At 75.9% G+C, this 22260-nt stretch carries 19 protein-coding genes, 1 tRNA gene and 1 pseudogene; 10 read left to right on the top strand and 11 right to left on the bottom strand.

Going from position 1 to position 22260, the window contains the following annotated elements:
• Positions 1-10 precede the first annotated feature (10 nt).
• Positions 11-916, top strand: coding sequence for a family 43 glycosylhydrolase (locus PGB27_RS00715; RefSeq protein WP_274198410.1), 906 nt, complete (start codon positions 11-13; stop codon positions 914-916).
• On the opposite strand, the gene PGB27_RS00710 is transcribed toward PGB27_RS00715, so the two are convergent.
• Positions 908-2122: a L,D-transpeptidase gene (locus PGB27_RS00710; RefSeq protein WP_274198409.1), complete on the bottom strand. Its 1215-nt coding sequence runs from the start codon at positions 2120-2122 to the stop codon at positions 908-910. The two genes, PGB27_RS00715 and PGB27_RS00710, sit on opposite strands and share 9 nt — an antisense overlap.
• Before the next feature lie 207 nt (positions 2123-2329).
• Between PGB27_RS00710 and PGB27_RS00705 the strand changes: the two genes are divergently transcribed.
• A complete protein-coding gene (locus tag PGB27_RS00705; protein ID WP_274198408.1) occupies positions 2330-3022 on the top strand; it encodes a response regulator transcription factor in 693 nt (230 codons plus the stop codon).
• 51 nt (positions 3023-3073) lie between these two features.
• Here the strand turns inward: PGB27_RS00705 and PGB27_RS00700 are convergent, their stop codons facing one another.
• Entirely contained in the window at positions 3074-4264 is a 1191-nt protein-coding gene (locus PGB27_RS00700) for an LLM class flavin-dependent oxidoreductase (protein WP_274198407.1), read from the bottom strand.
• Between the two features lie 128 nt (positions 4265-4392).
• Positions 4393-6024 (bottom strand): HAMP domain-containing sensor histidine kinase, encoded by a 1632-nt coding sequence (locus PGB27_RS00695; RefSeq protein ID WP_274198406.1) that lies wholly within the window; start codon positions 6022-6024, stop codon positions 4393-4395.
• Positions 6025-6107: 83 nt separating this feature from the next.
• Between PGB27_RS00695 and PGB27_RS00690 the strand changes: the two genes are divergently transcribed.
• The gene (locus PGB27_RS00690) at positions 6108-8027 is read left to right on the top strand and encodes a S1C family serine protease (RefSeq protein WP_274198405.1); all 1920 of its coding nucleotides are present in this window, start codon (positions 6108-6110) and stop codon (positions 8025-8027) included.
• A gap of 65 nt (positions 8028-8092) precedes the next feature.
• Complete coding sequence (locus PGB27_RS00685; RefSeq protein WP_274198404.1) at positions 8093-8611, top strand: MogA/MoaB family molybdenum cofactor biosynthesis protein; 519 nt, start codon at positions 8093-8095, stop codon at positions 8609-8611.
• A gap of 218 nt (positions 8612-8829) precedes the next feature.
• Here the strand turns inward: PGB27_RS00685 and PGB27_RS00680 are convergent, their stop codons facing one another.
• Positions 8830-9621 (bottom strand): SAF domain-containing protein, encoded by a 792-nt coding sequence (locus tag PGB27_RS00680; RefSeq protein WP_274198403.1) that lies wholly within the window; start codon positions 9619-9621, stop codon positions 8830-8832.
• Positions 9622-9855: 234 nt separating this feature from the next.
• On the opposite strand from PGB27_RS00680, the gene PGB27_RS00675 reads away from it, so the two are divergent.
• A complete protein-coding gene (locus PGB27_RS00675; protein ID WP_274198402.1) occupies positions 9856-10767 on the top strand; it encodes a DMT family transporter in 912 nt (303 codons plus the stop codon).
• A gap of 195 nt (positions 10768-10962) precedes the next feature.
• Here PGB27_RS00675 and PGB27_RS00670 read toward each other — a convergent pair whose 3' ends face one another.
• The 3 genes from PGB27_RS00670 to PGB27_RS00660 form a co-directional block, all read right to left on the bottom strand.
• Positions 10963-11331, bottom strand: a complete 369-nt coding sequence (locus PGB27_RS00670; RefSeq protein WP_274198401.1) for an FmdB family zinc ribbon protein — start codon at positions 11329-11331, stop codon at positions 10963-10965.
• A gap of 164 nt (positions 11332-11495) precedes the next feature.
• A complete protein-coding gene (locus PGB27_RS00665; protein ID WP_274198400.1) occupies positions 11496-12101 on the bottom strand; it encodes a 5-formyltetrahydrofolate cyclo-ligase in 606 nt (201 codons plus the stop codon).
• Positions 12098-13459 carry a UTP--glucose-1-phosphate uridylyltransferase gene (locus tag PGB27_RS00660; RefSeq protein ID WP_274198399.1) on the bottom strand — a complete coding sequence of 454 codons (1362 nt, stop codon included), beginning with the start codon at positions 13457-13459 and terminating at the stop codon, positions 12098-12100. The genes PGB27_RS00665 and PGB27_RS00660 overlap by 4 nt, the downstream gene beginning before the upstream one ends.
• A 126-nt stretch (positions 13460-13585) precedes the next feature.
• Between PGB27_RS00660 and glp the strand changes: the two genes are divergently transcribed.
• From glp to PGB27_RS00640, 4 genes are all read left to right on the top strand, one after another.
• Positions 13586-14839 (top strand): molybdotransferase-like divisome protein Glp, encoded by a 1254-nt coding sequence (gene glp / locus PGB27_RS00655; protein WP_274198398.1) that lies wholly within the window; start codon positions 13586-13588, stop codon positions 14837-14839.
• Between the two features lie 5 nt (positions 14840-14844).
• On the top strand, positions 14845-15516 hold the full coding sequence (locus PGB27_RS00650) for a GNAT family N-acetyltransferase (RefSeq protein ID WP_274198397.1): 672 nt from the start codon (positions 14845-14847) through the stop codon (positions 15514-15516).
• A gap of 250 nt (positions 15517-15766) precedes the next feature.
• Positions 15767-16999, top strand: coding sequence for a divisome protein SepX/GlpR (sepX, locus tag PGB27_RS00645; protein WP_274198396.1), 1233 nt, complete (start codon positions 15767-15769; stop codon positions 16997-16999).
• A gap of 50 nt (positions 17000-17049) precedes the next feature.
• A tRNA-Ala gene (locus tag PGB27_RS00640) sits at positions 17050-17122 on the top strand.
• Between the two features lie 136 nt (positions 17123-17258).
• On the opposite strand, the gene PGB27_RS00635 is transcribed toward PGB27_RS00640, so the two are convergent.
• The 3 genes and pseudogenes from PGB27_RS00635 to PGB27_RS00630 all read right to left on the bottom strand — a co-directional run bounded on the left by PGB27_RS00635 (position 17259) and on the right by PGB27_RS00630 (position 20367).
• Entirely contained in the window at positions 17259-18335 is a 1077-nt protein-coding gene (locus tag PGB27_RS00635) for an HNH endonuclease signature motif containing protein (RefSeq protein ID WP_274198395.1), read from the bottom strand.
• Between the two features lie 22 nt (positions 18336-18357).
• Positions 18358-18648: pseudogene (locus tag PGB27_RS29390) on the bottom strand (hypothetical protein); the annotation flags it as partial.
• 153 nt (positions 18649-18801) lie between these two features.
• A complete protein-coding gene (locus PGB27_RS00630; RefSeq protein ID WP_408629985.1) occupies positions 18802-20367 on the bottom strand; it encodes a dolichyl-phosphate-mannose--protein mannosyltransferase in 1566 nt (521 codons plus the stop codon).
• Between the two features lie 25 nt (positions 20368-20392).
• Here PGB27_RS00630 and rsmI point away from each other — a divergent pair, with 25 nt between their 5' ends.
• The gene (gene rsmI, locus PGB27_RS00625; protein WP_274198394.1) at positions 20393-21238 is read left to right on the top strand and encodes a 16S rRNA (cytidine(1402)-2'-O)-methyltransferase; all 846 of its coding nucleotides are present in this window, start codon (positions 20393-20395) and stop codon (positions 21236-21238) included.
• A gap of 13 nt (positions 21239-21251) precedes the next feature.
• Here rsmI and PGB27_RS00620 read toward each other — a convergent pair whose 3' ends face one another.
• Positions 21252-22187 (bottom strand): NADP-dependent oxidoreductase, encoded by a 936-nt coding sequence (locus PGB27_RS00620; RefSeq protein WP_274198393.1) that lies wholly within the window; start codon positions 22185-22187, stop codon positions 21252-21254.
• Positions 22188-22260 lie beyond the last annotated feature (73 nt).

Below are 22260 nucleotides of genomic sequence, written 5' to 3'. Positions count from 1 at the left end.
GTGCGTCGGCATGGGCGAGGTACCGGTCCCCGACGGCAACCCGATCATCCGGGACGTCTACACGTCCGACCCGGCCGTCCTCGTCCACGACGGGGTCGCCTACCTCTACACCGGCCACGACGAGGCCCCGCCCGACGCGTCGCGCTACGTCATGCGCGACTGGCTGTGCTTCTCCTCGTCCGACCTGCGGACGTGGACCCCGCACGGCCCGCTGCTGCGCGTCGAGGACTTCGCCTGGGCGCGCGACGGGGCCAAGGCGGGCTGCGTCGTCGAGCGGCACGGCCGGTTCTGGTGGTACGTCGCGACGAACCACGCCACGGTGCCGGGCGGGGCGATCGGGGTGGCCGTCGCCGACAGCCCGACCGGCCCGTTCCGCGACGCGCTCGGGGCCGCGCTCGTCACCGATGACGTGCCCGACGGTCGTGTCGGCGACGGGCAGGACCACACCAACGACCCGTGGGTGCACGTCCACGACGGGCAGGCGCGCCTGTGGTGGGGCAAGCACCGGTGCTTCACCGCGCCGCTCGACGACACCATGACCGCCCTCGCGGGGCCGGTCACCGAGATCGAGCTGCCCGGCTTCGAGGAGGGCGTGCACGTCCACGAGCGGGACGGTTGGTTCTACCTCTGCTACGGCCACGGCTACCCGCAGCGCGTCGCCTGGGCGCGCAGCCGCCGGCCCGAGGGGCCGTGGACGGTCGAGGGGATCGTCAACGAGCTCGCGGGCAACTGCGCGACCAACCGCCCGTGTCCTGTGGCGTTCGGGGGACGGTGGTGGTTCTTCTACCACAACGGCGGGCTGCCGGGCGGGGGCAGCCGACGCCGCTCGGTGTGCGTCGACCGCCTCCACCACGACCCCGACGGGCGCCTCGAGCGGGTCCGGATGACCAGCGAGGGACCGCTCGCGTCAGGCTGACGCGAGCGCCGAGCCCCGGCGGTACTCGTCCCAGGGGATCGTCCAGTCCGCGATGTCGCCGTCGCGCGTGGTCAGCGGGCGGCTCGAGCCGACGATCTCCACCGGGTCGCCCATCTGCACCCAGTTGTAGAAGAACTCGCCGTTGGCCGGCGACAGGTTGACGCAGCCGTGCGAGACGTTGCGACGGCCCTGCGCGCTGACCGAGTCCGGGTTGACGTGCACGAACTCGCCGTTGTTGGAGATGCGCACGGCGAGCGGCAGGTTCTGGTCGTAGAACCCGGGCTGGCCCTCGGCGGGCCCGCCCCACGTGTCCGAGCGCATGCGCTTGATCTCGTGCTTCTCGAACGCGACGTGGATGCCGTACTGCGTCGGGTAGATGTCGCGGCCGTACGACGCCGGGAGGCTGCGCAGCTCCTGGCCGTCCTGGTAGAGCACGAGCGTGTGCTGGTTGACGTCGCCGCGGGCGCGCTGGTCGCGGCCGATGGTGAACGAGAACGACCGGTCCTCCTCGCCCCAGACGCCCCCGCCGCTGTCGACGCCGTGCAGCCGTGCGTCCACCGTGACCTGCGTCCCCGGCCGCCAGTACTCCTTCGGGCGCCAGTTGAGCTGCTCGTCGGACATCCAGCGGAACGAGCCCTCGGTCGGCACCGAGGTCTGCACCGACACGCGGCGCTCCACCGCGGCCCGGTCGGTGACCGGCGACTCGAAGGTGATCGAGATCGGCATGGCGATCCCGACGGTCTGCCCGTCGGTGGGCCGGATGCTCCTGATCTCGAGCATCTCCTCGGGCGCGACCGTGCGGAACGTCTGCTCCAGCGGGGCGCCCGGCCGGCCCTGCTCGTCGACGCCCGCGGCCGACACGCGGTACTCCGTGCCGTAGGCGAGCTGCGGGCTCGTCCAGCGCGTACCCGCCGGGTCGAGGGTGCCCTGGAGCGGGGCCGCGCCGGTGGGCGTCACGGTCACCGCGGTCAGCCGCCCGCCCGCGGCGGACACGACGAGGGGCTCGGCGGGCGCGACGTCGACCGCGCCCGGCGCGACCGAGGCGCTCAGGGCGACCGGCGGCACGGGCGGGGGCGCGACCGTCCCCGCGCACCCGGCCACCAGGGCCACCACCGCGAGCAGCACCACGAGCGGGCCCATCGTCGCCCGTCCGAGCCCGCCACCCCGCACCGCGCGGCCGCCCCGGCTGCACTGCGTCCTCGCCACACCGTCCCCCTTGTCCCGATCCGGGGAGATCCTGCCCCGACATCCTCCACGACCGAGACGCCGGGGGACCGGGCGCGGTTGCGTGTCGCGGGTGTCGATCCGGTCTCGGACATCCCAGACATGTCGGGCGGATCGGATACCCCCGGCACGTGGTCAGGTCGTCCGACGTCTCAGGACGATCTCAGGCCCCGGGCTCACACTGTCCCCATGCGGATCCTCGTCGCGGACGACGACCGGGCGGTGCGCGACTCCCTGCGCCGCTCGCTGGCGTTCAACGGCTACCAGGTCGAGCTCGCCGCCGACGGGCAGCAGGCGCTCGACGCCATCGCCGGCCAGCGTCCCGACGCGCTCGTCCTCGACGTGATGATGCCGCGGGTCGACGGGCTCGAGGTGTGCCGGCGGCTGCGCAACGCCGGCGACGACATCCCCGTGCTCGTGCTCACCGCGCGCGAGGCGGTGTCCGACCGTGTCGCCGGCCTCGATGCGGGCGCCGACGACTACCTCGCCAAGCCCTTCGCCCTCGAGGAGCTGCTGGCCCGGCTGCGCGCGCTGCTGCGCCGGACGACGCCGGAGGAGGCGGGCACGCCCGACCCCGAGCCGCTGCGCTTCGCCGACCTCTCCCTCGACCCCGTGACCCGCGAGGTCCGTCGCGGCGAGCGGCCGATCAGCCTCACGCGCACGGAGTTCTCGCTGCTCGAGCTGTTCATGGCCAACCCGCGCCGCGTGCTGACCCGCAGCCGCATCCTCGAGGACGTCTGGGGCTACGACTTCCCCACGACGGGCAACGCCCTCGAGGTCTACGTCGGCTACCTGCGGCGCAAGACCGAGGCCGAGGGCGAGGCGCGCCTCATCCACACCGTCCGCGGCGTCGGCTACGTGCTGCGGGAGACGGCGCCGTGAGGACGTGAGCGGACTTCGGGGCCACAGCCCCGAAGTCCGCTCGCGGAGAGGTCAGCCCTTCGCCGCCACCTCGTCGGCGTACTTCTTGGTCATGTGGTCGACGGCCTCGAGCTGCGTGGCCGCGAACTCGTCACGCCGCAGGCCCGCGCGCTCCTTGGCGGCCTGGGTCGACTCGGCGTGCGTGCGCCCGCCCCACGTCGCGCCCTGGAAGTGGGGCATGACCTCCTGGGCGAGGAGCTCCCACGAGCGCTTCGTCGCCTGCGGGTTGGCCCACTCGTGGCCGAGGAGCAGCATGGCGCCGAAGCCGCCGGACTGGTCGGCCAGGCGCTGGACCTGCGCCCGCGCGTCCTCCGGCGTCCCGATCGCCCCGATGCCGGCCTCGTTGATGAAGTCGATCATCTCCTTGACGTCGCCGCCCTCGACCGCCATCTGCGGGAAGGCCGCCGTCTTCTGGAAGTAGCGGAACCAGGACTCGATGCCGTACTCGACGTCCCGGTACGCCTGCTCCTTGGTCTCCGCGATGTGCATGAGCCCGACCAGCCGCCACTTCTCGCGGTCCGGGGTCGGCTGCCCGTAGTGCTGGGCGCGCTCCTCGACGACGCTCCAGTGGTGGGCGAGCGCGTCGAACCCGTCCTGGGTCAGCGTCGCGCCGATCGAGAGCAGGCCCACGCCGTGGCGCCCCGCCATCCGCGGCCCGGTGGGCGACGCGACGGCCGCGACCGCGATGTCGAAGCACGGCTCGGTGTAGGGGCGCAGCTGCAGCTGGGCCTCGACGAGGTTGTGGGTCTTGGTCTGCTCGGTGACGACCTCGCCGCGCAGCAGCCGCATGATGATGTCGAGGTTGACGTCGAGCAGCTCGCGGGTGTCGGTGGGGTTCAGGCCGATCATCGACGAGTCGCTGGGCAGCGAGCCGGGGCCGACGCCGAGCATCGAGCGGCCGCGGGTGAGGTGGTCGAGCAGGACCATGCGGTCGGCCACCCACAGCGGGTTGTGGTAGCTCGCCGAGGTGACGCCGGTGCCGAGATTGATCCGCCGGGTCCGCTCGGCCGCGGCCGCGATGAAGATCTCCGGCGACGCGATGATCTCGCTGCCCGCCGAGTGGTGCTCGCCGATCCAGGCCTCGTCGACGCCCAGCGCGTCGAGGTGCTCCATCAGCTCGAGGTCGCGCTGCAGGGCGAGGGTCGGGTTCTCACCGGCCCGGTGGAACGGGGCCAGGAACGTGCCGAAGCGCAGTCTGCTCACGGGGTCTCCCTCTCGGCGTGCTTGTATCCAAGCCGACCGTAAGCCGCGTCACAGGGATACGTACAGACCGGGTGACGCTCCGTGAGCGGCCTGTGGAACGTCGGCGGGGTGCCGTGTGCAGAGCACCGTCAGCGGCGGGGCATCCAGAACCGCAGGAGCGCCCCGCCCTCGGGAGCCCGGTGCGCCGAGACGCCGCCGTGGTGCCGGTCGGCGACCTGGGCGACGATCGAGAGCCCGAGCCCCGACCCGCTCATCGTCCGCGCGTCGAGCGAGCGGTAGAAGCGCTCGAAGACGAGGTCGAGCTCCTCGTCGGCGATGCCCGGGCCGCTGTCGGCCACCTCGAGCACCGCCGTGCCCGGCCGCTCCGGCGCGACGCCGGCCCGGAGGGTCACCCGCACCGTCCCGCCCGGCGGGCTCCACTTCGCGGCGTTGTCGAGCAGGTTCAGCGCGGCCCGCTCGAGGGCGTTCGCGTCGCCGGTGACCTCGCACGAGGCGAGGTCGACCTGGAACGTCACGTTCTCCGCGGTGGCGCGGCGCCGGGCCCGGTCGAGCGCGCGTTCGACGACGTCGGCGAGGTCCAGCGGCTCGGCGGCGACCTCGGGCGGGTCGTCGCGCGCGAGCTCGACGACGTCGCCGATGAGGTTCGCCAGCTCGTCGACCTGCGCGCGCAGGTCGGCCTGGAGCTCCTCGCGGTCCTGCGCGGACAGGGTGGGCGCGCCGGGTCGGTCGGAGGCGCGGTCGGAGGCCATGAGCAGCTCGAGGTTGGTGCGCAGCGAGGTCAGCGGCGTGCGCAGCTCGTGCCCGGCGTCGGCGACGAGCCGTCGCTGGCGTTCGATCGACGACGCCAGCGCCGCGAGCATGGCGTTGAAGCTGCTGGTCAGCCGCGCGATCTCGTCGCCGCCGGTGACCGGGATCGGCCGCAGGTCGCCGGTGCGCGCCACCCGCTCGGTGGCTGAGATGAGGCGCTCGACCGGGCGCAGGCCCGCCCGCGCGATCGCGACGCCGGTCAGCGCGGCGAGCAGCACGCCCGAGGCGCCCGCGACGAGCAGGACGACGGCGAGCTTCGAGAGCGTGCGCCGCGTGGGTTCGAGCTCCTGGGCGAGCACCAGGGCCCGGCCCTCGCCCGCGTACACCGCGACCACGCGGTAGACCTCGCCGTCGGCGACCCCCGTACGCACCGAGGTCGGCGGGTCCTGGCGGGCGGCGGACACCTCGGCGGCGCCGAGCGGCGGGGAGTTCCCGCGCAGGGTGACGAACTCGCCGCCGGCGGTCACGATCGCCACCCGCACCTCGCCCGCGGCCAGGGCGTCGGACGAGACGCGCAGCAGGATCGCGGGGTCGGCGAGGTCACCGGACGCGGCCACCGTGGCGCGCTGCACGAGGCTCTCGTCGAGCTGGTCGTAGAGCGCCCGCTGGGCGGTGAAGAACACCGCGATGGCGATGAGCGCGACGAGCAGCCCGCCGCCGACCGAGACCAGGATGCCGACCCGCCGGCGCAGCGGGATGCCCTGGAGGATGTGGCGCACCAGCCCGGGGGGCGGGTCGTCGGTGTCGTCGTCCCGACCGGCCGGGGCGGTGCTCGGGGTGGGCGTGCTGGTCGTGCTGCTCGGTGTACTGCTCGATGTACTGGGTTGGGTGCCGGCCTGGGTACCGGGCGGGGGGCCGGGCGGGACCTCCACCCGGTCGTGCGGGTCCGCCGGGAGGCCGTCGTCGACGGCCGGCGGACCGGCGCTCGACGGGCCGGTGACGGGACGTTCCACGCCTCCAGCTTCCCCTGTTCGCGCCCCGGCGGGCACGGGCGCCGGGCGACGCGTCCTCACGGGCGATGCGAGAGGGTTGGGACATGAGCGAGAACGACGCCGCGTCCTCCGCCCCGGACGGCACCGGCCGGGCGGGATCCGACACGCCGGCGGACCCGGCGTCGGGCTCGGTGGGCTCGACCGGCGGGGCGGGTCCGTCCGGCGCGTCGGGCTCGCCGGCCTCGGCAGGCGGGGCCGGTGGTGCGGGCGGGGCGTTCGGGTCGTCGGGGTCGTCGGGGTCGGGGTCGTCGACCCCGTCCGGGCCCGGCGGCGTGCGCTGGGCCGAGGGCACGGCGCGCGAGTACGACACCGCGTCGACCGGCCGTGGTGGCGCGAACGAGGGCGCGACGCCCTACAGCGCGCCCACCCCCGCCGCCGGCGTGCCCGCGGCACCGGGGTACGGGCAGGGGTTCGCCCCGGGCTCGGGGCAGGGCTCCGGGCAGGCGACCCAGGGATTCGGGACGGGACCGGGCGGTCCGACGGCCGAGTTCGCGCAGGGCGCGGGGCAGGCGTCGGGACGCGGGCAGGGCGCGGGGCATGCGTCGGGACACGGGCCGACCGCGGGCTACGGGCAGGGCCCGGGGCTCGGGGGCGGGCCGACGTCGCCGGGCGCGGGCTCGGGTCCGGGCGCGGGCTCGGGTCCGACGGCGGCCTTCGGCACCTCGCCGTCGTACCCGTCGACGGCGCCCCAGACCCGCGAGGCGCCGGCGGTCGGGCCGTCCGGGACGCCGCCGGGCGGGGCGTCCGGCGGCTACGGCTGGGGCGGCAGCGGGGCGGGTCCGGCGACGCCGCCGGGCGGCTGGCCCCGTGACGCCGGCGGGGGCTGGGGAGGTTCGCCCACCCCGGGGCCGGGCGGGTACGGCGGCGGCGCCGGCGGGGGGTCGTCGCGACGCCCCGGCACGGCGGCGCTGGTGGCCCTGGCGCTGGTCGCGGGCCTGATCGGCGGGGCGCTCGCGGCGGTCGTCGTCGGCGGGATCGGCGGCGGCGGGTCGTCGAGCTCCTCGCAGGGCACCGCCCTCGACGAGCCGGCCCCCGGAGGCGGCGCGCGGGCGCCGGCGCCCGGGTCGATCGAGGAGATCGCCGCGAACGTGCTGCCCAGCGCCGTGCAGATCCGCGGCACGGCAGGGGAGGGCTCGGGCATCGTGCTCTCCGCCGACGGACTGATCATGACCAACAACCACGTCCTGCAGGCGGGTCAGGGCGGCGGGCTCGAGGCAGTCTTCTCCGACGGGCGCGCCGCCCCGGTGCAGATCGTGGGCACGGCCCCGGCGGCCGACATCGCCGTCGTGCGCGCGACCGGGGTCAACGGGCTGCGCGCGGCGACGCTCGGCAACTCCGACGATCTCGTGCAGGGCCAGACCGTCGTCGCCGTCGGCTCGCCGCTCGGCCTCTCCGGCACCGTCACCACCGGCATCGTCAGCGCCCTGCAGCGCCCGGTCGAGGCGGGCGGCTCGGGCGCGGGGCAGAGCAGCGTCCTCGACGCGATCCAGACCGACGCCGCGATCAACCCCGGCAACTCCGGCGGGCCCCTCGTCGACGGCCAGGGCCGCGTGATCGGCGTGAACACCGCGATCGCCAGCGTCACCGGCAGCGCGGGCCAGGAGGCCGGCTCCATCGGGCTCGGGTTCGCGATCCCCATCAACCAGGCCCGCCGCCTCGCCACCGAGCTCGTCGACACCGGCCGGGCGACCCAGGCCGTCATCGGCGTCGGGGTGGCCGACGCGGCCCCGCGCGGCGCGGCGATGGCCGACGTGCAGCCGGGCGGGCCCGCCGCGACCGCGGGCATCGTCGCGGGCGACGTCGTGGTCGGCGTCGACAACCGGGTCATCGAGGACGCGAACGCGTTCGTCGCGGCCATCCAGTCGCGGGCGCCGGGCGAGTCCGTGACGCTCGCGCTGCAGGCCCCGGGCGGCACGCGGCAGGTGACGGTGACGCTGGGCAGCCGCGTCATCGGCGGGCGTTGAGCCGGGTGGCGTCCGGCGATCCTCCGCTGCGTGGCGTCCCGGCGCTCCCGACTACCTTGGTGACCATGGAGAACCAGCCGCTGGTCGGCGGCACGGAGGAGATGCTGGGACGGGCCCTCGTCGTCGTGGTCGACGACCGGGTCAGCCGCGGCGAGACCTCGGACACCATCGGGCCGCTGGTGACCGAGCTGCTCGGTGAGGCGAACCTCGTGGTGGACGGCACGATCGTCGTGCCCGGCGAGTCGGTCGCGATCCGCAACGCGCTCAACACCGCCGTCATCGGCGGCGTCGACCTCGTCGTGACCGTCGGCGGCACCGGCGTGTCCCCCCGCGCGGTCACCGCCGACGCCACCGCCGGCGTGCTCGACCGGCCGATCCCCGGCATCGCCGAGGCGATCCGCGCCTCGGGCCTCGCCGCCGGCGCCGTCGACGCCGGCCTCTCCCGCGGGCTCGTCGGCGTCTCGGGCAGCACGCTGGTGGTGAACCTCGCGTCGTCCCGCGCGGCCGTCCGCGACGGCATGGCCACCCTCACCCCGATGATCTCCCACGTGATCGCCGAGCTCTCGGGGCTGGAGGAGCACTGAGCCCCGCGCCAGGCCCCTCGGACGACGCCGCGGCACGGGACGAGGCGCGGCGCCGGGCGGCCCGGCGTGCGGCGATCTTCGGGGAGGACCCGGTGGCGTCGTCCGACGAGCGGGACCTGGGCGCTCCCACCGGCCGCGACGACGAGGACCGCCGCCGGTACGAGGCCGAGCGCCCCCCGCACCACGACCGTCCCTGACGTATCCGCCGGTCGGCGCGCTCATCGCAGCGTCACCGTGACCTCCTCGCGCAGGGACACGGTGGCCACCCGCGCCGCGAGCTCGCCCGGCAGCGCCACGACCACCACCGGCGCCGCGCCTGCCGTCCGCTCGGGGGCGGGCAGCACCGCGAGCACCACGGCCCCCGGCGCGAGCACGGCCGGCTCGGCGGCGGCGTCGCGCGGCTCCGGGCCGCCCGGCACCCTCGCCGCCGACCGGTCCCCGTCCAGGGCGCTCTCGCCGGTCCCGCCACCACCCGCGGACCCGGAGACGGCCCCGTCCGCCGCCCCGTCCGCCGCCCCGGCCGCCACGAGGTCGACCCGCGTCCCCGGCGTCAGCAGGGCGGCCACGCCCGCGTCGGCGAGTCGGACCGGCACGCCCGCGGCGTCCGGCATCCCGGCGGCGGCGACGGCGGCGACCGGACCCAGGAGCCGCACGTCGGTCAGCGCCTCCCCGGCGCGCACCCCGCCCACGACCTGACGGCCCGCGACCACCCCCGGCTCCGCGAGCGCCCCGACCGGCACGAGCTCGAGCGGCACCGTCCGCACCGCCACGTCCGCGGGACCGAGCGCGACCCCGGGCGCGAGGTCGCGCGCGGCGACGAGCACGGGCGTCCCCGCCGGCGCGACCCCGGGCGCGGCGAGCAGACCGAGGGCCAGCACGGCGAGCAGCCCCGCGGCGGCGCGGCGCAGCGCCACCGTCCGTCGCCATCCGGGCGGCGGCACCCGCCACCGCCGGCCCCGGTGGACCCGCCGGCGCCGTCCCTCGGAGGGCGGCTCGTCGCGTTCTCGCACGTCGCCGACGCTAGGTGGGCCCCTGCCCCGCGCCCCAGTGATCACCCGTGCGGCTGTGGACGCGGACGGACGATGGGGACGGCATCCGGCGCAGCGCGCTCGGGTCGTACGCCCGGCCCGGCGCGGCGACCCCGCCGGCCGGCCCGGTAGTTTGCGGCCGACGGGGTCACCGCGGGGTCACCGCGAGACGTCATCGACAGCGGGAACCGACAGCGGGAAGAGGCGGGCGCAGGCATGGCCGTCGTGCTCGTGCTGCTCGCCACCATCGCGAACGCGACGGCCCTGGTCCTGCAGCGCAAGGCCGCGCAGGACAGCGCCCGGGCCCGGGGCGTCAGCGCCGGGACGCTCCGCGACATGGTCCAGCGCCCGGCGTGGCTGGTCGGCACCGCGATCTTCGCGGTCGCCGTCGCGCTGCAGGCCACGGCCCTGAGCATCGGGTCGATCGCGCTGGTGCAGCCGGTCCTGGTGATGGAGCTGCCGTTCACCCTGCTGCTCGGCTGGCTGGTGCTGGGCGGTGCGCTGCGGCGGCGGGAGTGGATCGCGGTCGCGATCATGTCCATCGGCCTCGTCGTCCTGCTCGTCACGCTGCAGCCCAGCGGTGGTGACGCGCTCGGCGCGGGCACGCTCGTCTGGATCCTCGGCACGATCGTGACGCTCGGCCTGCTCGGGCTGACCAGCTCGATCGCCAAGCGCTCCCGGCCGGTGGGGCGGGCCGCCTGGTACGGGATCGCGGCGGGCATCGGGTCCGGGTTCGTCGCCGTGATCGTCAAGGCGATGTCCGAGGCGCTCATCCGCGACGGCGGCGTCGGCGTCCTGACGACCTGGCAGAGCTACCTGCTCATCCCCGTCGCGCCGGCGGCGTTCCTGACGCTGCAGCATGCGCTGCGGGCCGGGCGGCTGCTCGCGTCGCAGCCGGGTCTGATCCTCGGCAACCCGCTGCTCTCGTCGATCTGGGGCATCGGGCTGCTGGGGGAGGAGATCAACGGCGGCGCGGCGCTGCTGGGCGGGCTGGCCGGCGCCGTGCTCATGGTCGTCGGGGTGTTCCTGCTGTCGCGCTCGCCGCTGCTCGCGGCCCAGGAGGGCGGCCCGCGGGACACCTCCGGCGCTGCCCGCAACGGCACGGGCACGCGGCGCCGACCCCTCTGACGGGTCTCGAAACCCGCCGCGTGTCACTCGTCAGGGTGATCTACGCCGGACGTCGCAACCTTTGGGGCCACTGAGCCGTCATCCAGGGTGCGAGGCACTCGACGCCGGCCGCTGGGGAGCGGGTGGGTGTCGGGCAGGGTCCGGGACGCCGACTCGGGGTCGGCGTCCCGGACCACCCCTCCGCCCGTGTCCGCCTCAGGCCGACTTCGCCGAGCTGGACGACGTCGTCGCTGACCCCGACGAGCTGCTCGAGGAGCCCGAGGTCGACGAGCTCGAGGTGGCCGTGTCGCCCGAGCTCTTCGACCCGTTCGAGCCCGACGACGCGTCCGCCGTCGTCTTCTCCGACGACTCCGACGACGAGGACTTCTCCGACGACGAGCCGGACCCCGCGCGCGCGTCGTTGCGGTAGAAGCCGCTGCCCTTGAACACGATCCCCACCGACGAGAACACCTTGCGCAGCCGCCCGCCGCACACCGGGCACTCGGTCAGCGACGGGTCGGAGAACGCCTGCACCTGCTCGAAGCGGTGGTCGCAGGCGGTGCAGGCGTAGGGATAGGTCGGCACGTGCACTCCTGAAGTCGTCCGCCCCCCGCGACGGGGGTGGTGATGTCCGCGCGCAGTGTAGATGGCACTCGCGCCATGAGAGTGCCAACGCCGTGAGCGTCACGGCTGTTCCGTGCGGCGGGGCGGCGCACGACGCGAGGTGGGGGATTTCCTGACGCTCAACGTCAGCGTGGACGCCAGGCTGACAAACCCGTCAGCCCGGACGACGGGCGCCAAACGGCGTGGACGGGGACGTCGTGGGGCTCGGCGGGCAGGTCCTCGTCGAGGAGGCCGTCGTCGGCCACGAGGGCGACGAGCCGCGTCGCCGGGCCCGCGTGGGGGAGGGTGCGGTCGTAGTGCCCGCCGCCGCGGCCGAGGCGCACGCCGCGCCGGTCGACGGCCAGGGCCGGGACGACGACGAGCCCGGCGCCGGTGACCGCGCCGGGGCCCAGCCGCGGGCCGGTCGGCTCGAGCAGGCCGTGCGGGCCGGGTCCGAGCGACTCGGCGCCGGTGAACTCCGCCCAGTCCAGCGGCGCCGCGCCGACCGTGACGGGCAGCAGGACCCGGCGCCCGAGCGCGCGGGCCGCGTCGAGCACGGGCAGCCCGCCCTCGGGCGTCGCGCCCGGCTCCCCGCCGACGGCGACGAACAGGCAGACGGGGTTCGCGACGCCCTCGAGCACCGCCGGCAGCCCCGCGGCGAGCCGGGCGGCGTCGGCGCGGCGCTGCTCGCCCGTGCGCGCCCGGCGGGCGGCCAGCAGCTCGCGGCGCAGCTCGGCCTTGGTGCGCGTCACCCGCGCAGCGTCTCGCCGTCGTCGACGTGGCGCGGGCCCGCGACCGTCACGTCGCCCTCGACGGTCACGTCCGCCCCGAACGTGACGTCGCCCTCGACGGTCAGCGCGGTGGCGCGCGCCAGCGACGGCGCACCGCCGGCGAACCGGCGCTCGAAGTCGCCGAGCATCTTGAACTCCTGACCGAGCTCGACCACCGGAGCCTCGCCCGACCACGTCGGCACCATGCGCCCGTCGTCGGTGAGGTCGTACAGGTCGGAGCGGGCGACGAGCAGGTCGTCGGTGGTCTTGACCGGCGCGAACCGCGTCCGCGGCACCTCGAGGGCCCGCGCCCCCTCGACCGACCCGATCGCCGCGCCCATCGCCGTCTCGAGCTGCAGCACCGGCGTCGAGGACTTGTCGGTGGGGTCGACCGTCTTCTTGTTGACGATCAGTGGCAGGTACGGGGCCGCGGGGTCGGCCTCCTGCAGGGCCCGCAGGTGCTCGAGGTCGAACCACAGGTTGTTCGTGTTGAAGTAGCTGAAGCGGTCGATGTCCTGGAAGGAGTCGTCGCCCTCGGGGACCTGGGCGGTCTCGCGCAGCACGAGCGAGCCCCGGTGGGAGGCGAGGTGGCCGCCCTTGCGGTCCATCGCCGTACGGCGCGCCACCTCGAGCGCGAACGGCACCTCCTCGGCCGCCATCCACGCCGCGATCCGCACGTCCGGGACCGCGCCGAGGTTGTCGGAGTTCGACACGAAGCACCACCGCACGCCGGCCGCGAGGAGCGCGTCGAGCGCCCCCGACGCCGCCAGCGCGGTGTAGAGGTCGCCGTGGCCGGGCGGGCACCACTCCAGGCGCGGGTCGGCGGGCCACGACACGGGGCGCCAGTCGTCGGTGCGCAGCTTCGGCTCGGCGCCCTGGAGGAAGTCCAGGGGCAGCTCGTCGTCCTCGAGGCCCGGGTGCCGGCGCAGCGCCCCGAGCGAGGGCCCGCGGGTGCCCTCGGAGTTCATGAGCAGCAGCGGCAGCCGGGCGCCGTGGGCCTCGCGCAGCGCGAGGGTCTGGCGCGCGACGGCGTCGAGGAAGCTGGTGCCGGGCTTGATCTCCAGCAGCGACTTCGGTCCGTCGAGCCCCATGCTGGTGCCCAGGCCGCCGTTGAGCTTGATCACCGCGAGGCGGTCGAGCGCGTCCCGGGCGGCCGCGTCGTCGGGCTCGGGCAGGCTGTCGAGCGTCGGCAGGTCGTCGACGGGCTCGAGCTCCTCCCCGGGCATCACCGCGCTCTCCGGCTTGGCGAGCTGCTCGAGGCGGCGGCGGAAGGCCTCGACCTCGGCGGGGTGGGCGTCCCGCGCGGTGAGGGCGGCCAGGGCGTCGTCGACGTAGGACATGGCCACATCTTCCCGGTGACCGGCCACGCCGGAACCCCGGCGTCGGGCGCGTCGGAACCCCCCGGGGCGCGCCCGGCGTAGGACGATGGGGGCCATGCGGAGCCAGCCAGGGGAAAGGCCGCAGCGGTGAGGACGGTCGAGGCCCAGCTGCGCCGCGTGCTCGACGCCGCGGTCCGGCCGGCCCCCATCCGGGTGGACATCTCCTCCGCCCAGGGTCTCCTCTGCGCCGAGGAGGTCGTCGCCGACCGGGCGCTGCCCGGCTTCGACCAGGCCGCCGTCGACGGCTTCGCCGTGCGCAGCGTCGACGTGCGCGCCGCGGCCGAGGAGCCGGTCGAGCTGCCCGTCGTCGGCGAGGTCGCGGTCGGCTCCCGGCAGGCGCACCGGCTGCAGCCCGGCCAGGCCGTCCGCGTGGCCACCGGCGCGCCGCTGCCGACCCTCGCCGACGCCGTCGCCCCCTACGACCACACCGACGCCGCCGACGACCCCGGCCACCGCGGCACCGGCCACCGCGCCCGCCTCACCGTCAAGACGCCCGTGCCCTCGGCCGGGTGGGTGCGCCGGGTCGGCGAGGACGTGGCGCCGGGCGACGTCGCCGTGCGCCGCGGCGCCGCGGTGGGCCCGGCCCAGGTGGGACTGCTCGCCGCGGTCGGGCGCACGAAGGTGCTGGTGCACCCGCGGCCCCGGGTGTCGGTGCTCGCCGTCGGTGACGAGCTCGTCGACCTCGACCGCACGCCCGGCACCGGGCAGGTCGTCGACGTCAACTCCTACGCCCTGGCCGCCGCGGCCGCCGATGCCGGCGCCGAGGTGACGCGCCTGGGCATCGCGTCGACCGAGCCGGCGGCGCTGCGCGAGGCCGTGGAATCGGCGATGGCGCGCTCGGAGATCGTCGTCATCGCGGGCGGCGTCGGCGGGCGGCTCGGCGAGGACGTCCAGGACACGCTGTCCGAGCTCGGGCCCGTCGACGTCTCGCGCGTCGCCATGCACCCCGGCTCCGTGCAGGGCTTCGGGCGCCTGGGCAGCGAGGAGATCCCGACGTTCCTGCTGCCCGCGAACCCGGTGTCGGCGCTGGTGGTGTTCGAGGTGCTCGTGCGCCCGCTCATCCGCCTGACCCTCGGCAAGCAGGAGCTGCACCGCCGCGAGGTCACCGCCGCCCTGCTCTCCCCGGTCGCCTCGCCGCCCGGGCGGCGCAGCTACGTGCGCGGGCGGCTGCTGCGCGACCGCGCGAGCGGGGAGTACCTCGCCCAGCCGCTGGGCAGCTCCGGCTCGCACCTGCTCTCGTCGCTCGCCGAGGCCAACGCGCTGATCCTCGTCGACGAGGACACCACCGAGCTCGGCATGGACGCCCCGGTGCGGGTGTCGTTCCTCGCGCCGCGCAGCTGACGCGCGTGTCCCGATCTCCCTGGGGCGGTGCCCGGCCGACCGGTCGCCACCCGGGCTGGCCGGCGCGCACCCGCGCGCTGCGGGTGCCGGCGGGGGTCGTCGAGCTGCGGCCGGTCCGCCTGCGCGACGGCGCCGCGTGGTCGCGGACCCGGCTGCGCGACGAGGAGCACCTCGCGCCCTGGGAGCCGACGCTGCCCGGGCCCTGGGCCGACCGCAACGCGCTCGCCGAGTGGCCCGCGCGCTGGGCCGCGCTGCGCTCGATGGGCCGCGCCGGGCAGGCGCTGCCGTTCACGCTGCTCGTCGACGGGCAGTTCGCCGGGCAGGTCGTCATCGGCAACGTGGTGCGCGAGCCGCTGCTCTCGGCCTACGTGGGCTACTGGGTCGGCGCGCACGTCGCGGGCGGGGGCGCGGCGACCGCGGGGGTGGCGCTCGCCGTCGACCACTGCTTCAGCCGCGTCGGCCTGCACCGCGTCGAGGCGACCGTGCGCCCCGAGAACGCCCGCAGCCTGCGGGTGCTCGCCAAGCTCGGGTTCCGCGAGGAGGGCCTGCTGCGCCGCTACCTCGAGGTCGACGGCGACTGGCGCGATCACCTCGTCCTCGCCGTCACCGAGGAGGACGTGCTGCCCGACGGCCTGGTCGCGCGGCTGCTGCGCGCCGGTCGGGCTGAGCGGGCGTGACGTGGGCGCCCCCGGGCGATTCGCGCAACCACACCCACACGGCCCAGAGGTCGAGGCTGGCGCACCATCCGGTCGAGTGGTAATGAGCCGAAACCCTCGACGCGTCGCTTCCCCTACTGGAGCGATGTCGTCACCGCCCGCGCACGACACGCCGCGCGAACTCCGGGGCGCGCGGGGCTCGTGTGACTAGCGTGGCGCGTGCGACGGCCCGGATCCGGGCGTCGCGGTCGGTCGGGGTGGGAGGTCTGCGGTGCCGAGCTCGGTCGTGTTCGCGGCCCTGGTCCTGGCGTGGCTGGTCGTGCTCGTGCCGGTCGTCGCACGCCGCCGCCAGATGGTCCCGCGTCCCGCCGAGGCCGACCTGAGTGCCCGGGTGCTGCCGCGGTCGGCCGGCGCGCCCCTGATCGAGGAGGTCGCCGTGACCACAGCGCAGACGGACGGACGTGCCGGCGGCGAGCGCACGGTGGTGGCCGGATCGGGAGCCGGATCGGGGTCCGGCGCCGCCGGGGGACGGGGCGCCGCGACGGCGGTCGCCGAGCGCGACGACGAGACCCCCGAGGCCGTCGACGCCGAGCTCGACCTCGACGCCGAGCGCGACGACCTGGACGACCTGGACGACCTGGACGACCTGGACGACCTGGACGAGGACCCCCGCCCCGCAGGCCGCGAGCGCGTGCTGCCGCGCCGGCCGGTGGTGGACGAGGTCGACGTGGACGAGCTCGACGACCGCTACGACGACGACCTGCGCGACGACGACCTGCGCGACGAGGACCTGCGCGACGAGGACCTCGACGAGGACCTCGACGAGCGGGATGATCGCGACGACGACCTGCGCGACGACGACCTCGACGACCGCGACGACGACCTCGACGAGGACGACGACCCCGAGCCCGCCCGCGCGCTGCGTCCGTACCGGCCGGGACGCGGCGGGTTCGACGCCGAGGCCGCCGAGGCCGCGGCGCACGCGCGCTACGCGTTCCGGCAGCGGGTCGCCATCGGCCTGATCGCGGTCGCGGTGCTCTCCGCGCTCGCGGCACTCGTGGTCTCGAGTGCGATGTGGTGGCTGCACATCGCCGCCGACGTCGTCCTGGTCGGCTACCTCGTCTTCCTGCGGCGCCAGACGCGCATCGAGGAGGAGGTGCGCGCCCGCCGTGCCGCGCGCCAGTCCGGGGAGCGCCGGGCCCTGGAGGCGCGCCGTGCCCGCCAGGCCGAGCACGAGGCCCGCATGGCCGCGTACCGCGACGCCGACTGGATCGACGCCGAGTACGACGCGCACGACGACGACCTCGAGGACGAGGCGCGCCCGGAGGACCTCCGCGACGACCACCGGGACCGCGACGAGGCCCCCCGCTGGGCGGCCCCGCGCACGCCGCCGCCGCCGGTGCCGGCCGACATGGAGCTGGTCGACGACACCGAGGACGACCCGGCCTTCCACGACCTCGACGGCGAGCGGACCTACGGCTACCGCCGGGCGGCCGGGGCCTGACCCGCTGTCCGGAACTGATCCGCGGCGTTGCTAGAGTTGGCGTCGCACCAGGGGCTGTGGCGCAGTTGGTAGCGCGACTCGTTCGCATCGAGTAGGTCAGGGGTTCGATTCCCCTCAGCTCCACTCCTCACCGCGACGCCCGGGCCGATCGGCCCGGGCGTTCGTCGTCTCCGGGGTTGGAGAGCGGTGCCGCTCACGGCACGTCCGCGAAGGTCGCGCCACCTCGGTCGACTCCCCACCCCCGGCGCTCGGAACTGCCTCAGAGGGGGACGCGGGGTCGGCCGCCGGGTCGGGGTCGTTGGTCGGGGTCGATCCAGGGTGGTGGGGTGAACCAGGGCAGCCCGTCGACGATGGTGACCTGCCACTGGCCGTGGTGGATGAGCCGGTGGTGGTAGCGGCAGAGCAGCACCAGGTTGGCCAGGCAGGTGTCGCCGCCCTGGCCCCAGTGGTGGATGTGGTGGGCGTGGCAGCGGCGGGGCCGGCGGTCGCAGCCGGGGTGGGCGCAGCCGCCGTCGCGCAGGTTCAGCGCGCGGCGCAGGGCGTCGGGCACGGTGCGGGTGGCCCGCCCGACGTCGAGGGGCTCGGCGCGCGAGCCGAGCACCACGGGCACGACCTCGGCATCGCAGGCCCAGCGGCGCACCGTGGCCGCGGCGACCCGCTGCCCGGAGTCCAGGGTGGCGTGACCGACGGCCGCGCGCAGCCACCGGTGGTCCATCGTGATCGTCAGCAACGCCCGCCCCGCCCGCTCGACGCCCGTCGACCCGGACGGGCGTGCGGGCGTCGGGCGCTGCTCGGGGCGGCGCGGCGCGGGAATCAGCGCATCCTCCTCGGCCGCGGTCCCGCTGGGCCCGGCCTCGCCGGCCTCGCCGGCCTCGCCGGTGTCGGGGTCGGGTCCGTCGGTGTCGGTGTCGGTGTCGGTGTGGGTGTCGGTGTCGGTGTCGGGGTGGGTGGCCAGGCCGCCGGGGCGGCGGGCGTCCTGGACCAGGTCCTTGAGCCCGTCGGCCCGCCGCCGCCCGAGCTCGCGCCGGTCGTCGGGCCCGCACGGCTCGGACAGCCCGTCGATCACCTCGCAGAACGCCTCGGCATCGAGCGGATCGTGCAACCGGCCCTTGAACGCCAACGACCCGTCCCGGCGCCGCCGCACCCACACCAACTCATCGCGACAGTCCTCCCCATCGGAAGGGGCCACCCCGTCGGGGTCCAGCCGCGCCAGCAACGCGTCGGCGGCCTTGGCGAGCTGGCGCGGGGCCAGCCACGTGGCCTGCTCGGCCAACGTGGCCTCCGCCTGGCCCCACTGCTCGACGCTCACGCTGTCCACCCGCTCCAGGCGCGCCATCGTGCGGCGGGATCACCGCCACGTGCCCCGGCCCGATCTCCCCCGCCGCCGCGACGGTGGCCGTGGCCGCCAGCCGCGGCGGCAACGACTCCCCCAGCAACGACACCCTCGCGGTGAGGTCGGCGGCCTCGTCGCACCACCGCTTGGCGTCGTGGGCGTCCACGTGCCACAGGTCGCCCACCAGCCGGGAAGTCCCCCGATCCCCCGTCTGCTCGGCGACCCCGGCGGCCTCGAGCGCGGCGATGTCCTCCAACAACCGGAACTGCTCGGCGCGCAGCGCGACCATCCGCGCCCGGGCACGCTCGAGCAGCACCCGCCCGGCCACACCCACCCGTTCGCTCACGTGTTCGAACCTAGCCCCGACCCCCGACACTCCCGCCCAGGTTGCTGAGACGGTCTCAGCCACGGCCGTGGCACGGGATGTCTTGCCGCGCCGGTGTCGAGGCTGTGCGTGGAACCGGCGGCGTCAGCGCCAGGACGGCAGCCAGAGCTCCGCGTTCCAACGGTCGGCGGTGATCCACGTCCCCACCAGGATCGGCCAGAGCCACGCGAAGTTCGCGACGACGAAGCCGGTGTAGACACCGACGACGAGGGTGCCGGTGCGCCGGCGTTCCAGGCCCTGCTCGCGGCGGCCGAGGAACTCGCCGAGCGCCAGCACGACCGCCAGCACGAGGAACGGCGCGACCGGCGTCATGTAGAAGAAGTACATCTGCCGGTCGAGGTTGGTGAACCAGGGCAGGAAACCCGCCCCGTAGCCGACGAGCACGGCGGCGTGACGCCAGTCGAAGGCCGTCGCGACCCGCCAGATCGACCACCCGAGGACGGGCAGGGAGATCCACCACAGCGCCGGGGTGCCGATGAGCATCACCGCGGACACGCACGACGGCGACCCGCAGCCGAGGTCGCCGGTGCCCGACTCGTAGTAGTAGAGCATCGGGCGCAGGCCCATCGGCCAGCTCCACGGCTTCGACTCCCACGGGTGCGGCGACCCCCGCGGCGTGTCGAGCGTGGCGTGGAACTCGAGGACCTTGGTGCTGTAGTACGCCAGGCCCTGCAGCCAGTCGGGCAGGAAGCCCAGCGGCCCGCCGACGGGGATCTGCTGGCCGACGGCGTGGCGGTCGGTGCCCGTCTCGCTGGCGATCCAGGGCAGCCAGCTCGCGAGGTAACAGAGCACCGGCACGGCGAGGAACGCCCACGCCGCGGGCGCGACGTCGCGCACGAGCGTCCCGAGGAACGGCCGCGCGACGCCGGCGGCGCGACGGGCGGCGGCGTCGAACCCGAGCAGCAGGGCGCCGAAGAAGACGATGTAGTAGAGCCCCGACCACTTCGCCGCGAGCGACAGCCCGAGGCAGGCGCCGGCGGCGAGCCGCCACCAGCGCACGCCCAGCCGCGGCCCGTACAGCGTGTCCGCGATCCGCCCCTCGGCGACGACGACGGCGAGGCGGGCGCGCACGTCGTCGCGGTCGACCAGCAGCGCGGCGAACGCGAGCAGCACGAACAAGGCCGGGAAGACGTCGATCATCCCGACGCGCGCGGAGACGTGGCTGACGCCGTCGGCGATGAGCAGCACGCCGGCGAGCCCGCCGAGCAGGGTCGACCGTGTCATCCGCCGCGCGACCCGGACGATGACGAGGATGCACAGCGTCCCGGCGAGCGCGGACGCCGCCCGCCAGCCGACCGGGTCGTACCCGAAGATCCACTGTCCGACGGCCATGAGCTGCTTCGACAGCGGCGGGTGGACGACGAGCTCGTAGCCCGGGTTGTCCTCGTAGCCGCCGTTGCGCAGCACCTGCCACGCCTGGGGCACGTAGTGCTTCTCGTCGAAGATCGGTGTGCCCTGGTCGGTGGGCCACCCGAGGTCCCAGAACCGGACGACACCGCCGATCACCGTGAGGACCAGCGCGACGACCCAGCCACGCACGCGGTCGGTGGGCATGGGACGCCCGAGGAGCTGCGCGACGGCCGGGGCGTCCTGCGGCGCCGGGCGCGGGGCCGGCGGGGCCGGGCGCGCGATGGTGCTCGGGGCCGTCACGGGGACCGATCGTAGGGTTGCGGCGATGGCGACGGGGTCGGACGGGGTGCTCCTGCTGGGTGGTGTCCCGCTCGGCGACCCGGCCGACGCCTCCGCCCGCCTGCGCGACGCCCTGGCGACGGCCGACGTCGTGGCCGCCGAGGACACCCGACGGCTGGCGCGCCTGGCCGCCGACCTGGGCGTCGAGGTCGCGGGGCGGGTCGTGACGTTCCGCGAGGACAACGAGGTGGCGCGGACCCCAGGGCTGGTGGACGCGGTCCGGCGCGGCGAGACCGTGCTGCTCGTCACCGACGGCGGCATGCCGAGCGTGTCCGACCCCGGCTACCGCGCCGTCGCCGCGTGCCTCGCCGAGGACCTCGCGGTGCGCTGCCTGCCGGGCCCGTCCGCGGTGCTGGCGGCGCTGGCGGTGTCCGGGCTGCCCACCGACCGGTTCTGCTTCGAGGGCTTCGCCCCCCGGGCCGACGGCAAGCGCCGGACGTGGTTCCGCGAGCTCGCGACCGAGCCCCGCACCGTCGTCTTCTTCGAGTCGCCGCGGCGGCTGGCCGGCCTGCTCGCGGTGGCGGTGGCCGAGCTCGGGGGCGAGCGGCGCGGCGCGGTCTGCCGCGAGCTGACCAAGACCCACGAGGAGGTCGTGCGCGGCACCCTCGCCGAGCTCGCGGCGTGGGCGGGGGAGCGCGACATCCTGGGCGAGATCACCGTGGTGCTGGGCCCGGCGGCGCCCGTGACGCCGGAGCCCGAGGATCTCGCCGCGGAGGTCCTCGGGCTCGCGGCCGACGGGCGTCGTCTCAAGGACGCCGCGCGCGAGGTGGCCGCGGCCCACGGCGTCTCGGCGAACGCGCTCTACGAGGCGGCGCTGCGGGCCCGCGGGTAGCCGCCCACGGGCGTCACGGCAGCAGGACGAGCTTCCCCGACACGCGCCCGTACTGGTTGTCGTCCTGCGCCTTCCCGGCCTGGTCGAGCGGGTAGGTGACGACGGCGGGGGTGCGCAGCCGCCCGTCGGCGACGCGGGCGAGCGCGTCGGCGAGCACGGCGCGCTCGGTGTCGGCGTCGCCGCCGGAGGTGAAGGTCACCCCGAGCTCCTGCGCGCCCGCGTAGTCGGCGATCGTCACGGCCTTGTCGGGGGAGCCGGTGAGGGCGACGAGGTCGCGCAGCGCGCCCTTGCCCGACGTGTCGAAGGCGCGGTCGACGCCCTGCGGCGCGACCTCCCGGATGCGGTCGGCGACGCCCTCGCCGTAGACGACCGGGGTCGCGCCGAGCGCACGGACGTCGTCCTGGTGGGTCTCGCTCGCGGTGCCGATGACGGTCACGCCGCGCGCGACGGCGAACTGCACCGCGTAGACGCCGACCCCGCCCGACGCGCCGTCGACGACCAGCGTCGTGCCGGTGTGGTCGCCCTCGCCCAGCCCGAGCAGGGCGAGCGCGCGGGCCGCGGTCGTGGCCCCCGTGGGCACCGACGCCGCGACCTCCCAGGACACCTCGGCGGGCTTGCGGGTGAGCGCCTTGGCCGCGGCCAGCGCCGTCTCGCCGTAGGCGCCGCCGGTCGCCTTGCCGACCACCTCGTCGCCGACGGCCAGGTCGACCACGCCGTCACCGACCGCGTCCACGACCCCGGCCACGTCGAACCCGGGCACCTTGGGCTCGGCGGGCGCGTCCCCGCGCGCCATGGCCCCCGACCGCAGCTTCCAGTCCAGCGGGTTCACCGCCGCAGCGCGGACCCGCAGGCGGACCTGGCCCTCGCCGGGCTCCGGGTCCTCGCGCTCGGTGACCTCGAGGACCTCGGGTCCGCCGAAGCGGCGGTACTGCACCACTCGCGATGTCATGCCCCGCCCAACGCGCCGGACCCCGCGGGGCTTCCTCCCACAGCGAACGGCCTATCGGCGTGCTCCCCTGGAA

Source organism: Actinomycetospora lemnae (assembly GCF_028737315.1).
GTDB lineage: Bacteria > Actinomycetota > Actinomycetes > Mycobacteriales > Pseudonocardiaceae > Actinomycetospora > Actinomycetospora lemnae.
The sequence above is the reverse complement of the archived record's forward strand: the minus strand, read 5'-3'. Positions and strand labels throughout refer to the sequence as shown.

What these genes read in the sequence shown, in the direction of transcription:
- PGB27_RS00715 (WP_274198410.1), top strand. Translation starts at nt 11, where the DNA reads ATGGGCGAGGTACCGGTCCCCGACGGCAACCCGATCATCCGGGACGTC.
- PGB27_RS00620 (WP_274198393.1), bottom strand. Translation starts at nt 22,187, where the DNA reads ATGACATCGCGAGTGGTGCAGTACCGCCGCTTCGGCGGACCCGAGGTC.
- PGB27_RS00705 (WP_274198408.1), top strand. Translation starts at nt 2,330, where the DNA reads ATGCGGATCCTCGTCGCGGACGACGACCGGGCGGTGCGCGACTCCCTG.
- PGB27_RS00690 (WP_274198405.1), top strand. Translation starts at nt 6,108, where the DNA reads ATGAGCGAGAACGACGCCGCGTCCTCCGCCCCGGACGGCACCGGCCGG.
- PGB27_RS00660 (WP_274198399.1), bottom strand. Translation starts at nt 13,459, where the DNA reads ATGTCCTACGTCGACGACGCCCTGGCCGCCCTCACCGCGCGGGACGCC.
- PGB27_RS00675 (WP_274198402.1), top strand. Translation starts at nt 9,856, where the DNA reads ATGGCCGTCGTGCTCGTGCTGCTCGCCACCATCGCGAACGCGACGGCC.
- rsmI (WP_274198394.1), top strand. Translation starts at nt 20,393, where the DNA reads ATGGCGACGGGGTCGGACGGGGTGCTCCTGCTGGGTGGTGTCCCGCTC.
- PGB27_RS00685 (WP_274198404.1), top strand. Translation starts at nt 8,093, where the DNA reads ATGGAGAACCAGCCGCTGGTCGGCGGCACGGAGGAGATGCTGGGACGG.
- PGB27_RS00635 (WP_274198395.1), bottom strand. Translation starts at nt 18,335, where the DNA reads ATGGCGCGCCTGGAGCGGGTGGACAGCGTGAGCGTCGAGCAGTGGGGC.